The sequence below is a fragment of the Vibrio splendidus genome (assembly GCF_002873455.1).
GTDB lineage: Bacteria > Pseudomonadota > Gammaproteobacteria > Enterobacterales > Vibrionaceae > Vibrio > Vibrio splendidus_J.
The window spans coordinates 87,955-100,859 of record NZ_MCUN01000004.1; the positions used below are offsets into that span (position 1 = coordinate 87,955).

The following is a 12,905-nucleotide window of genomic DNA, read 5'->3' on the forward strand; positions in this document are numbered from 1 at the left end:
GCTTGCTTATATAAAGAAGTAAAAACATAGAAGAATAAAGCGGCCTTGAGTCGCTTTATTTTTATCAGCAGTTTCTAGGCCCCCATCAGCTTGCTAGTGAAAGCGGTCAATTCGCCTCAAAATTCATTTTAGTTCATTCAAAACGTCACTTAACTGTCATTTCAGGGGCATAACTTGAGCCTTAACTGAATAAGGATTGTTAAGGAGATTGTATGCGTACTATCGAACCTATTGTCCGCTGGGATGTGGCATTTTCTGTTTTTTGTTTAAAGAACCGTTATAGCGGACAACAGGCGACACTCAGTAAGGCGGTGTCTCATACTGGAGATGGACACCTTTACGTTTTGATTGCTTTGGTTGCACTACTGGTTGACAGTTACACCGGACGAGACTTTCTTTTGGTGGGCTTAACTGCCTTTGCAATCGAGTTACCTATTTACTGGTTTTCCAAAAATACCCTCAAACGTCGCAGACCCGCTGAATTCTCTTCATTGCTTTATTCCCATATCGTGCCATCCGATAAATACAGCCTACCTTCTGGGCATTCGGCTGCGGCTTTTGTCATGGCGACCTTAATCGGACATTTCTATCCAAGCTTGTATCTCTTTAGTTTGATTTGGGCAGCAGCGATTGCGGGATCGCGAATCTTACTTGGTGTGCACTTTTTAACGGATGTGCTAATTGGCGCAGCCTTGGGGATTGCTTGTACTAGCCTAGCCATTAACTTCATTTTGTAATCACTTTTGTCAGTCGTTGCCGAGCTTAAGCTCAAACCTAAAGGAACACCCATGAAAATATTATATGGCGTACAAGGCACAGGGAATGGACACATCGCTCGTGCAAGAGCAATGGCGGTGGCTTTTCGCCAACAAAATATCGATGTCGATTTTCTGTTCTCTGGGCGAGACGAGAGCAAGTACTTCTCAATGGAAGCGTTTGGCAACTATCAGACCCGCAGCGGCTTAACCTTTTACAGTGAGCAGGGGCAAGTTAAGTACGGTAAAACATTCATCAAGAATAATATCTGGCGATTTATGCGTGAAATTAACCAGATCGATCTGACGCCTTATGATTTAGTGCTTAACGACTTTGAACCTGTGACTGCATGGGCGGCTAAGAGACAGGGTGTACCATGTATTGGGATAAGCCACCAGAATGCGTTCCGCTACGATGTGCCTAAAGAAGGAGGAAACTGGATTGAACATTCGGTGATTCAGTACTTCGCCCCGACAGAGCTCGCCATTGGTTTGCATTGGTATCACTTCGAGCAACCGATATTGCCACCTATTGTTCATACACCTAACGTTCATACGCCTATCGTTAACACTCTTGTTGGTGATGAGCGCGCTAAAGCAGCACAAGATTTCACTTTGGTCTATTTGCCGTTTGAGGATCTTGAATCGATATCAGAGTTGTTGATGAAGTTTGTTTCGCACAACTTTGTCTGCTATCACCCGAATGTCATTGAGCACAGTCGGGTCGAAAATATTGAGTTCAAACCACTCAGTCATGCCGGCTTCCAATTCGACTTAAATCAGTGTTCTGGTGTGGTGGCTAATGGTGGTTTTGAATTACCATCAGAAGCCCTAACTTTGGGTAAGAAATTGCTTCTCAAACCACTTGAGGGTCAGTTCGAACAACAGAGTAATGTTGCGACGCTTGAAGCGCTCGGGTTAGCTCAAACCATGAGCTTTTTGGATGCGGCTATCTTGCGTGGTTGGCTTGGTGAAAAGCAGGCAGAAGTGGTCACTTATCCCGATGTGGCAAGTGCACTTGTTGAGTGGGTTTTAGCCGGTAACTGGTCCAACCAAGATGACTTAAGAAAGCAACTTTGGGACAAGGTGGATTTCCCTAGTTATGCATCGCTCACGTAACTCATAAGTGTTATTTCTGAATTAACCGGTCAAACAATTCATGGGTTCAATAAATTGTAACAAATGTAACCAAACGATAGAACAGCTAAATAAGTCGAAATGAAACTCATAAGTGATGTATTTTATGTTTTTTTATAACTCTGTAAACAATTGATTTTTAGACGTTATTTAATCATTAAGGTAAAATAAAATTATTCTTTATCAATCTTGTTGGTAGCTCGAGATTTATTGGTTAATAGTAATGGTAATCCGAAAAACATCGGTCTGATAAATATAAGAATTAGTGGTTATCTATTCCTATACCATTACCAATTTAACGCTGTCGAACCGACAAGAGGCAACTTGAATGTTAGAGAAAAAAGACGCAATGAGTGCTATTGCAAGCTACAGAATGGAAAGCACACTTCGTGGAGTCGACTTAAATCTTTTGACTGTATTTGATGCAGTTATGCAAGAGCAAAACATTACACGTGCAGCTCATAATCTGGGTATGTCTCAGCCTGCTGTAAGTAACGCTGTTGCTCGTCTAAAAGTGATGTTTAACGACGAACTATTCATGCGTCAAGGTCGTGGTATTCAACCGACTCAACGTGCTCGTCAGTTGTTTGGTCCAATCCGCCAAGCACTACAGTTAGTACGCAATGAACTGCCAAGTTCTGTGTTCTCTCCAGAGTCGTCTTCTCGTCTGTTCAAACTTGCAATTTGTAGCCCTTGTGACATGCGTTTTGCACCTAAGATTATGACTACAATTAATGACCAAGCACCTAGCGTTAAACTGCACATGGATGCTGAATTCGATCGTCAACTTTCTGAGCGTATGCGCTACCAAGAAATCGACTTCGTTATTGATTACGCTCGTTTTGATGAGCAGGGCTTTTCAAGCACTGAAATCTTCCAAGACGAATTAGTTGTTGTTGCTTCTGCTTCTCACCCACGTATCAACGGTGAAGTTTCAGCGGCAGAGCTGCTTAACGAAAAGCACGCAAAATTGTCTCGCATCCATGGTCAACGCAGCTTCTCAGAGCAAGCTTACCGTGACCTAGATTGCACGCCTTTCTACGAAGGTACGAGCTTAAGCAACGTACTTTACGTTGTTGGTCAATCTGAGCTTGTGACGATTGCACCTCGTTGGATGGTAGAACATGCAGCAAACAAAGAGCAGCTTCAGATTCTAGATTTCCCATTCGATAATGCGGCGATTTCTGGCTTCCTTAGCTGGCATGAATCAAGTGAAAAGGATAAAGGACACATTTGGTTACGAGATCAGTTAATGATGATCTGTGGCGAAGTCGTGGCACTTAACTAGACACTAATCCCTATGATTTATAAGCCCTAAGCTGGGAGTCTGGCTTAGGGCTTTTTTGTACCTGCTATTTTTGTTGATAGAAAACTTAGCGTGAGACGTACTATTACTTATAACTTTGAGCTTCGTCAGTTGCCTTTTCTATGATCGGAGGTACACTTGTGCGCTCAAAAAAGCTTACAGGTGTAAGCCAAAGGTAAAGAGATGGCCAATTTAGATTTTCATATCGTAAAAAGACTTCGTGACCAAATTGCCCAAGGCGGCAACCGTACAGCTTTGAAGCACAAAGTCGACAATGTATGGCAAGGTATTAGCTGGGAGCAGTTTGGACAGCAGATCGATACGCTTTCGTTAGCACTATTGGCTCAAGGATTGAGAGTTCAAGATAAGATCGGTATCTTTTCCAACAATATGCCTCAGTGGACTGTTGCAGATTTTGCATCTTTGCAGGCTCGTATAGTCACAGTACCGATTTATCCAACCAACACTGCAGCGCAGTCTTCTTACATTATCCAAAATGCGGATGTGAAGATCTTATTCGTTGGTGAGCAAGCTCAGTTTGATGCGGCGGTTAGCCTTTTTGAAGAGTGTGAACAGCTAGAAGTTGTTGTGGCGATGTCTGATGATATCGATCTGCAAGGACATCGCTTTGCTGTTTCATGGCAGGACTTCATGGCTCGTGGCGTTGAAGCTCAACAAGCGGAACTTGACGTTCGCTTAGCTGATGCAAGCATGGATGACTTACTGACCCTTATCTATACCTCTGGTACGACAGGCCAACCAAAAGGTGTGATGCTTGATTACACGAATATTGGCTATCAATTAAAAGGTCACGATGAACGTCTTAGCTTAACTCAAGATGACGTATCACTGTGTTTTTTACCTTTATCACACGTATTTGAGCGTGCTTGGACTTTTTACGTGCTCTATAAAGGCGCAACCAACTGTTACTTGCAAGACACCATGCAAGTGCGTGATGCGTTGAGTGATGTTAAACCAACGGTTATGTCTGCTGTTCCTCGTTTCTACGAGAAGATATTCTCTGCTATTCACGAGAAAGTATCTAAAGCACCGTTTATCCGAAAAGTACTCTTTACTTGGGCCGTGAACATGGGAGCGAAGCTTTCTGTTTGTCACCAAGAAGGTCGCACACCATCATTCATGCTGAAGAAGAGCCATGCGCTTGCCGATAAACTTGTGCTATCCAAATTGAGAGCACTACTAGGTGGTAACATTAACTTCATGCCATGTGGTGGCGCGAAGCTTGATGAAACCATTGGTCGCTTCTTCCACGCGATTGGTATCAACGTAAAACTTGGCTATGGCATGACAGAAACTACGGCGACTGTGTCGTGTTGGGATGACCGCTGCTTTAACCCTGATTCTATCGGTATGTCGATGCCGGGCGCAGAAGTGAAAATTGGTGCGAAGGACGAGATTCTTGTTCGCGGACCAATGGTAATGCGTGGCTACTACAAGATGCCTGAAGAAACTGAAAAAACATTTGATGAGCATGGCTTCCTAAAAACGGGTGATGCTGGGCGTTTCGATGAAAATGGTAACCTGTTTATTACCGATCGCATCAAAGAATTGATGAAGACATCGGGTGGTAAATACATTGCTCCACAAGTGGTTGAAGGCGCGATTGGTAAAGACCACTTTATTGAACAGATAGCTGTTATTGCTGACACGCGCAAATTCGTTTCTGCGCTGATCGTTCCTTGTTATGACTCGCTGGAAGAGTATGCCAAAGAGTTGAATATCAAGTATCACGACCGTGTTGAGCTGGTTAAACATCACCAAATCGTCGAGATGCTAGAAAAGCGTGTGAATGACCTACAGAAAGAGTTGGCTAAGTTTGAGCAAGTGAAGAAATTCAAACTGCTGCCAAAAGCATTCTCTATGGATGATGGCGAACTGACACCGACTCAAAAATTGCGTCGTAAAGTTATCAACGATAAGTATCAAGACGAAATCGAAGAAATGTACAATGAAAAGCCTAAAGATAAGTAGTTTTCTGCTTAGATAAATTTTCAGTTGTTTAAAAATCCCCCTACGAATGTGATTGCATTTTTAGGGGGATTTTTTATGCCTGCTGACACAGCACAATGTGCGAAAGCGCACACCAATAAGGGTGTGATAAATCGATAAATTGCGATTCATTTGAATATTAAGTTCTTTTTTTTGTGTGCTGATTGGTTTTTAAATCTAACTATTGGGTTTGGTTTGGGTTTTATTTGATGCTTTAAGCTAATAGTTGGTTTTTTGACGTAATTGTCGGATAACAGGTGTTAGACCAGATGATAATAAAGCGTTAAAGTTGTTTCGTATTACTGTTTGTTGTTATCACTACAGACAGCCATAGCCGAAAAAGTGGAAGTATTTCGAATTAGGCTACGAATAAGCCCTAGACTATGAAAAACCAGCCCAACATGTTCACCAAATATGGTTGGAAACTGGTGAGGAGAGCAATATGACAACAAAACCTGAAACAGCCATGTCATCCGGCGCTGAAATGTTATCCGGCGCTGAGATGGTGGTGCAGTCTCTAATTGAAGAGGGTGTAGAACAAATCTTTGGTTACCCAGGTGGTTCTGTACTTGATATCTATGATGCGCTGCATGCTAAAACTGCTGAAATTAAACACGTATTAGTGCGACACGAACAAGCCGCTACCCACATGGCAGATGGCTATACTCGTTCTACCGGTAAGCCGGGCGTAGTACTTGTGTGTTCTGGTCCGGGTGCGACCAATACCGTTACTGGTATTGCCACAGCCTACATGGACTCAATTCCAATGATTGTTATTTCTGGTAACGTACCAAATAACCTGATTGGTAACGACGCCTTCCAAGAGTGTGACATCGTGGGTGTATCACGCCCGATCGTTAAACACAGCTTCCTCGTTAAGAAAGCGGAAGATATCCCTGAAGTCGTTAAAAAAGCATTCTATATTTCAACGACAGGACGTCCTGGTCCTGTGGTTATTGATCTTCCAAAAGACATCTTAAACCCACAAATCAAGCTTCCTTATGAATACCCAGAAACGCTAAAAATGCGTTCGTATAACCCAACGGTTACGGGTCATAAAGGTCAGATCAAAAAGGCTTTAAAAGCCCTTCTTGAGGCGAAGAAGCCGGTACTTTATGTCGGTGGTGGTGCGGTTATTTCTGAAGCAGATAAGCCGTTGTTAAAATTAGCAGAGGCACTGAATTTACCCGTGGTAAGCACCCTAATGGGGCTTGGCGCTTTCCCTGGTACTCATAAGAACTCATTGGGTATGTTGGGTATGCATGGTTTGTATGAAGCCAATATGGCGATGCACAATGCGGACTTGATCTTTGGTATTGGCGTACGTTTCGATGATCGAACGACCAATAACCTAGATAAGTACTGTCCTGATGCGAAGATCATGCACATTGATATCGACCCATCTTCTATCTCTAAGAACGTTAAAGTGGATCTACCTATTGTAGGTTCAGCAGAGAAAGTTCTAGAGAGTATGGTCAACTTGCTTATTGAGCAAGGCGGAATCAACGATGCAGAAGCGATAGAAAGCTGGTGGAGTGAGATTAAGCAATGGCAAGAACGTGACTGCTTAGCGTATGACAAAACGTCTGGTCGTATTAAGCCACAACAAGTAATTGAAACCCTATATAAAGTAACCAATGGCGATGCCTATGTTGCTTCTGATGTAGGTCAACACCAAATGTTTGCTGCTTTGTACTACCCGTTTGACAAGCCACGCCGTTGGATTAACTCTGGTGGCTTAGGCACGATGGGCTTTGGCCTACCTGCAGGTATGGGCGTTAAGTTTGCTAAACCAGATGAAGAAGTTGTGATTGTTACTGGTGACGGCAGTATTCAAATGAATATCCAAGAGCTGTCGACTGCACTGCAATACAATATCCCCGTTAAGATTATTAACCTTAACAACCGTTTTTTAGGCATGGTAAAACAGTGGCAAGATATTGTTTATCAAGGTCGTTACTCTAATTCATATATGGACTCTGTTCCTGATTTCGCTGCAATTGCCGAGGCCTATGGTCACGTCGGCATGCGTATTTCATCTCCGGATGAACTGGAATCAGGTTTGGAAAAAGCACTGGCGATGAAAGACCGTTTGGTATTTGTCGATATCAGTGTTGATGACACCGAGCACGTATACCCAATGCAGATCAAAGGCGAGGGTATGGATAACATGTGGCTAAGCAAAACGGAGAGAACATAATATGAGACACATTATTTCACTGTTAATGGAAAACCAACCTGGTGCACTTTCTCGAGTGGTTGGCTTGTTTTCTCAGCGTGGCTACAACATCGAGTCTTTGAATGTATCTCCTACGGATGATCCAACGCTTTCTCGTTTGAACGTCACCACTAACTCAAGCGAAATGCAGCTCGAGCAAATCCAGAAACAACTGCATAAGCTGATCGATGTACTTAAGGTACAAGAAGTGTCCGAGTTTGAGCATATCGAACGTGAATTATTGATGGTAAAAGTACGCGCGAGCGGCTTTGCTCGTGCGGAAGTGAAGCGTACGGCTGATATTTTCCGTGGCCAAATCGTTGACGTAACGGCTTCTCAATATACGGTTCAAATGGCCGGCACTAGCGAAAAGCTTGATGCTTTCATTCAGGCATTGTCTGAAGTGACGGAAGTGCTTGAAGTGGCTCGAAGTGGGGTTGTTGGCATCGCTCGTGGTGAGCGAGCGTTGAAAGCCTAAACAAGAAGTATTTAAAAAATAGTTTTTAAGCCGCTTTTTTAAGCGGCTTTTATTTTGTTAATTTTTTAGAGTGCTATAATCTTGCGCTCTCTTTTTCTTCCTGAGCTAGTAATGCGAAATAAAAAATCAATAATTACATTACTAATCATCTCTATCACGCTCTGTTCTGCCGTTGCTCTTTATTACTTACAGCGCTACAAAGAAGTAAAACAACAGAGCTTTGACTATTCAGCTAAACAAGCTGTCCATCAATTAGTGTATGCCAAACGAGACTATGATCTGCTTAAGACTCAATTAGTCTCGATGATGGGGCTGCTCAGCCACAGCCAAAGTCTCGTCAATTTTGCAGAATCTCCGTCGGAACAAACCAAAGATCTACTCGAAGAGGTTTGGCAGTCTGTCTTAGTGAACCAGAAGTGGTATACGAAGATTCATCTGTTGGATATTTCGGGCAAAGAGCTGGTACGAGTGAATTATTCGGCTAATACCGGGAGTGTGGCGGTTCCTCAAGAGTTACAAGACAAGTCTGATTCTCGCTATTTTCAACATGCACAAAATCTCGAAGCCGAGCAAATTGGCGGCTGGGGGATTGAGCTCGAAACGGAGCATGGTGAGGTCACCTTTCCTTATATGCCAGTAATTCGTGTCTTTACCCCCGTAGAAACACCTGAGAAAAGAGTAGGTTATCTTGTTATCAATTTGGATGTATGGGGTCTATCGTCGCGTCTTAGCTTTTCACCTGATAATGATCTTAGAGCTGAAGTTCTTAATGAAGCTGGTTATTACATAGCGAGTAGCAACAGCGATAAGTTGTTTGGTGACTCTATCCCTGAAAGAAAAGAGCACAACTTGAAATACATCGCACCAAAGACATGGGAAGCGATCTCCAATGATCAGGTTGGACACGTTTTTGAAAATGGTAATTTGTTTGCGTTTAATACGGTTATGCTCGCGAATAATCAAAAGGTCCATTTACTGATTCAACTTAATCAGAAACAACTGATGGATCGAGCTGAACCGAGCTTAAGTGACCTCTCTCAAGAAGAAGTGTTTGTGTTGCTAACGGTACTGGTCTTTGCGTTTCCGTTTGCTTATTTAGTGACTCATTACCGACGTCGAAGTCTAGAAAGTAAGTTGGCACGCGCCGCATTGAGTGGGATGTCGGCCGTCATGATCTCTGATAAGCAGCATCGTACTATGATGATCAACAACGAGTTTGAGAACATGACTGGGTACTGCAAAACTCAAGTTATCGGTCAAAATGCATTACAGCTATTGCTTGAAAACACCGAGCAGGCGCTCTCTAGTGATTCAATCTGGCAACACTTAGAGCAAGAAGAAGTATGGGAGGGGGAAGTTCAGTGTAAGAACAAGTTACGTATCCCTTTCACCGTTATCATGCGAGTACAAGCCGTTAAGAATCGCTCTGGAAAGATCAGTTACTATATTACGTCCTTGGTTGATATTTCTGTAAGGAAGGAGCTTGAGGTGCGTTTGAGGATCTTAAGTGAACGAGATTCTTTGAGTAACCTTTGGAACCGACGAAAGTTCGAAGAACAGTTGGCCTACTATTCTCGTTTAGTTGAGCGTTACCCTAACGAAGCGACGACGTGCTTGGCCTTGGTCGATATTGATAACTTCAAGCGAATCAATGACGAGCTTGGACATGATGAAGGCGACCGAGTAATTGCAAGTGTTGCAAGGCTTCTGCAGGATAGCCTACGCAGTACTGATTTTGTTGCTCGCGTTGGGGGAGAGGAGTTTGCATTACTGATGCCACATACCTCGCTGCCGGAAGCGAAGCGTGTATTGGATCGATTGCGAATAGAAATAGAGCTGTCTTCAGGAACTAAAGTGACGGTGAGCGTTGGCTTTACGGATTTAACGAGTAACAGTACTCGTTCATATAAATGCGCTGATGTCGGGCTTTATGACTCAAAATCGTCTGGGCGTAATACTGTTTCAATGTGTCCAAGTCATGCTGATGTGGCGTAGTTATCTTATTGGTTCAGTAGACCAAACAAGTAGATAATCGCCTACTCTCGATCTGTCTAACGCCTTAACGCCGCTCTTAAACCCTACATGAGATCCACGCTTTGATCCCAACTTTAACTCGACTTTTTCTCGTCATAACCAGCACTTTGGTAGGTGCTATTTCTATGAATCTCACTTTTGAGCGATCTGTGTCACGAAATCCTTACAGTTAGACTAAAGTCTAATGCTGGTGATAATTTGAGCTAAACTGAACGATAAGTAAACTACCTTGCTTCGAATTGGACCGTATAGAGCGGAACAGTAAATTAAAGTGTTTACCAGATGTAAAAGGATGACACCGTTAACGTAATTCAACTGGTTATCTAGCCTTATCAATTAGTTGATTAGCAGCAGTAGAATTAGGTTAGCAGGAGCAAGAGTTTGGGGATCATACTGTCTGGTTAAAAGAGGCGTGGTATGTTTGTCGATTTTTTAGTGAGATTAACTATAGGTGCATTGGCCATTCTTGGTTTTCAACTTAGTGCGTTGTATTTTTTACCTATGGTTGTGCTGCTCAATACTCATCATAAAGAGTTTTTTGGGTGGTAGTTCAGTTGTAATGCTGGAAACAAAAAACGGAGCCGTTGGGCTCCGTTTTTATTTTGCTAGAATCTATCTTAGCATTATGCCGCTTCGATAACTTCTTCAATTCGTTTCATTGAGCTTAGTAAATGCTGATCAAGCAATTCTGTCGCTTGCTCTACATTCTTAGAGAGTACTAGCTTCATGATCATTTCGTGCTCATCGATATTGAACAGATCATCAGATGCGCTTTCTGCAGACATCGCTAGGAAGCGGTAACGTTTAACTTGGTTAATGAGCTCATCAAAGAACTTAAACATGTTCTCTGAATCAGCACCTTCAAGCAACGCGACATGAAACTGTTGGTGGCGTTCTTCCCATTCAATCGAATCAAATTCTTCTTCCACGTTCTGAAGGCGTGATAGTTTGTGGTAAGAGGTCAATACTTCTAATTCCCAGCTTTCATCGCCAGCTGAAATCGCCTTTTTAAGCAGAACGGAAGACACCATTCGAAGACTTTCGTATAGGTCATTGAGTTCTTTCTTTGATACAGGAGATACCCAACAGCCTTTCTGTGGCTCTAGCTTTACGTATTTACTCCAAGATAACTGTACCAAGGCTTCACGAATTGGAGATGCGCCTACGTTGTATCGTGCTTTTAGATCAGCAACAACGAGTTTTTGGCCAGGGGTTAACTCACCATTAAGAATATCTTGGCGAATCATCTTTGATACTTTGTCTGTGAGCGTAGGACTAGACATTACAAACCTCATGCATATTTGATTCTAGTCTGCTAATCCGTCTCTTAGAAAGAGCCTATGGAAGTTAACAGTACGTGATTCTACTGTGATTGATAATACAGCGTACTGAAAAGTTAGGCAAGATTTGTTTCATAAAAAAAGAGGGCCGAAGCCCTCTTTTATATTTTATGCGTATCGGTTCATTCTTATAGAACGTGAACAGATGCCGTGTTTGTAGTACCAGAAGCTACTAGAGCACCAGAAACCATAACTACGATGTCGCCTTTGTTACCTAAGCCAGATTGTAGAGCGATTTCTTTACCGTTGATGTAGAACGTGTCTGTGTTCTCGATAGAGTCAACAAGAACTGGCTTAACACCTTTAGTAAGAACTAGCTGTGCAGCTGTCTTTTCGTTAGTTGTTAGAGCAAGGATGTTTGCAGTTGGGAAGTACTTACGTACTGAACGTGCAGACTTACCGCCTTCAGTTGCAACAACGATTAGAGGAGCAGCTAGCTTCTCTGCTGTGTCTACAGCGCCTTTACATACTGCTTCAGTGATGCGTAGACGTGGGCTATCTAGACGAGAACCTAGCTCAGCTTTAAGAGCTGAATCAGTACGGTTCGCGATTTGAGCCATGATAGTTACAGCTTCAACTGGGTACTTACCTTTAGCAGTTTCGCCAGAAAGCATTACTGCATCAGTACCATCCATGATTGCGTTCGCAACGTCACCCGCTTCTGCACGAGTTGGACGTGGGTTGCTGATCATAGAGTCAAGCATTTGAGTTGCAGTGATAACCATCTTACGTGCGCGGTTACACTTCTCGATCATCATCTTCTGAGCGAAGATTACTTCTTCAGCTGGGATTTCAACACCTAGGTCACCACGAGCAACCATGATGCCGTCAGAAGCTTCAAGGATTGAATCGAAGTTATCTACACCTTCTTGGTTTTCAATCTTAGAAATGATGTGGATGTTTTCGCCGCCGTTAGCGTTTAGAAGCTCACGGATTTCTTTAACATCGTCTTCTTTACGGATGAAAGAAGCAGCTACGAAATCAACGCCTTGCTCACAACCAAACTTAAGGTCAGCTTTATCTTTTTCAGAAAGAGCTGGAAGTTGAACAGAAACGCCAGGAAGGTTAACACCTTTGTTTTCGCCTAGAGCACCGTTGTTAAGAACTTTACATTTAACTTCAGTTTCTGTTGTTGCGATAACTTCCATTTCGATTAGGCCGTCATCAACAAGGATAGTGTTACCAGCTGATAGGTCTTTAGCGAAACCTAGGTAAGTTACTGCTACTACGTCTTTGTTACCAACAACTGTTGCGTCAGTTGTGAAAGTGAACTCTTGACCAGCTACTAGATCTACGTCGTTACCATCTTCAAGTTTGATAGTACGGATTTCTGGACCTTTAGTATCTAGAAGGATAGCAAGTTGCTCACCATTGTTTTCCATTACTTTACGGAAGTTCGCGATACGAGTGCCGTGTTCTGCGAAGTCACCGTGAGAGAAGTTAAGACGCATAACGTTCATGCCAGCATCTACTAGTTCAGTTAGCTTCTCTACAGATTCAGTTTTAGGGCCAATCGTACATACGATTTTGGTCTTTTTCATGGAAGGTACTCTCCGGTAAGTATTGTTACAATTTGAAATTTATTTAAGTTCTGAAGATTGGTCCGCTACATCAACATTTTGTGCCT

9 protein-coding genes are annotated in these 12,905 nt (G+C 42.8%); 7 read left to right on the forward strand and 2 right to left on the reverse strand.

Going from position 1 to position 12,905, the window contains the following annotated elements; genetic code table 11:
• Window positions 1-212 precede the first annotated feature (212 nt).
• The 7 genes from BCU75_RS02050 to BCU75_RS02080 all read left to right on the forward strand — a co-directional run bounded on the left by BCU75_RS02050 (window position 213) and on the right by BCU75_RS02080 (window position 9,899).
• A complete protein-coding gene (locus BCU75_RS02050; RefSeq protein WP_102472808.1) occupies window positions 213-737 on the forward strand; it encodes a phosphatase PAP2 family protein in 525 nt (174 codons plus the stop codon).
• Window positions 738-788: 51 nt separating this feature from the next.
• Window positions 789-1,874, forward strand: a complete 1,086-nt coding sequence (locus BCU75_RS02055; protein WP_102472809.1) for an MJ1255/VC2487 family glycosyltransferase — start codon at window positions 789-791, stop codon at window positions 1,872-1,874.
• A gap of 346 nt (window positions 1,875-2,220) precedes the next feature.
• On the forward strand, window positions 2,221-3,180 hold the full coding sequence (leuO, locus tag BCU75_RS02060; protein WP_076679189.1) for a transcriptional regulator LeuO: 960 nt from the start codon (window positions 2,221-2,223) through the stop codon (window positions 3,178-3,180).
• Between the two features lie 201 nt (window positions 3,181-3,381).
• Window positions 3,382-5,190, forward strand: a complete 1,809-nt coding sequence (locus BCU75_RS02065; RefSeq protein ID WP_102466757.1) for an AMP-dependent synthetase/ligase — start codon at window positions 3,382-3,384, stop codon at window positions 5,188-5,190.
• A 460-nt stretch (window positions 5,191-5,650) separates the two neighbouring features.
• Entirely contained in the window at window positions 5,651-7,408 is a 1,758-nt protein-coding gene (locus tag BCU75_RS02070; protein ID WP_102472810.1) for an acetolactate synthase 3 large subunit, read from the forward strand.
• Between the two features lies 1 nt (window position 7,409).
• On the forward strand, window positions 7,410-7,904 hold the full coding sequence (gene ilvN, locus BCU75_RS02075; protein ID WP_076679192.1) for an acetolactate synthase small subunit: 495 nt from the start codon (window positions 7,410-7,412) through the stop codon (window positions 7,902-7,904).
• A 111-nt stretch (window positions 7,905-8,015) separates the two neighbouring features.
• Window positions 8,016-9,899: a sensor domain-containing diguanylate cyclase gene (locus BCU75_RS02080; RefSeq protein ID WP_102472811.1), complete on the forward strand. Its 1,884-nt coding sequence runs from the start codon at window positions 8,016-8,018 to the stop codon at window positions 9,897-9,899.
• 662 nt (window positions 9,900-10,561) lie between these two features.
• Here the strand turns inward: BCU75_RS02080 and BCU75_RS02090 are convergent.
• Both BCU75_RS02090 and pykF read right to left on the reverse strand, forming a co-directional pair.
• The gene (locus BCU75_RS02090) at window positions 10,562-11,233 is read right to left on the reverse strand and encodes a GntR family transcriptional regulator (RefSeq protein ID WP_076679194.1); all 672 of its coding nucleotides are present in this window, start codon (window positions 11,231-11,233) and stop codon (window positions 10,562-10,564) included.
• 173 nt (window positions 11,234-11,406) lie between these two features.
• The gene (gene pykF / locus BCU75_RS02095; protein WP_017073073.1) at window positions 11,407-12,819 is read right to left on the reverse strand and encodes a pyruvate kinase PykF; all 1,413 of its coding nucleotides are present in this window, start codon (window positions 12,817-12,819) and stop codon (window positions 11,407-11,409) included.
• Between the last annotated feature and the right edge of the window lie 86 nt (window positions 12,820-12,905).

Coding starts and splice junctions, on each gene's coding strand:
- BCU75_RS02050 (WP_102472808.1), top strand. CDS start 213: ATGCGTACTATCGAACCTATTGTCCGCTGGGATGTGGCATTTTCTGTT.
- BCU75_RS02055 (WP_102472809.1), top strand. CDS start 789: ATGAAAATATTATATGGCGTACAAGGCACAGGGAATGGACACATCGCT.
- leuO (WP_076679189.1), top strand. CDS start 2,221: ATGTTAGAGAAAAAAGACGCAATGAGTGCTATTGCAAGCTACAGAATG.
- BCU75_RS02065 (WP_102466757.1), top strand. CDS start 3,382: ATGGCCAATTTAGATTTTCATATCGTAAAAAGACTTCGTGACCAAATT.
- BCU75_RS02070 (WP_102472810.1), top strand. CDS start 5,651: ATGACAACAAAACCTGAAACAGCCATGTCATCCGGCGCTGAAATGTTA.
- ilvN (WP_076679192.1), top strand. CDS start 7,410: ATGAGACACATTATTTCACTGTTAATGGAAAACCAACCTGGTGCACTT.
- BCU75_RS02080 (WP_102472811.1), top strand. CDS start 8,016: ATGCGAAATAAAAAATCAATAATTACATTACTAATCATCTCTATCACG.
- BCU75_RS02090 (WP_076679194.1), bottom strand. CDS start 11,233: ATGAGGTTTGTAATGTCTAGTCCTACGCTCACAGACAAAGTATCAAAG.
- pykF (WP_017073073.1), bottom strand. CDS start 12,819: ATGAAAAAGACCAAAATCGTATGTACGATTGGCCCTAAAACTGAATCT.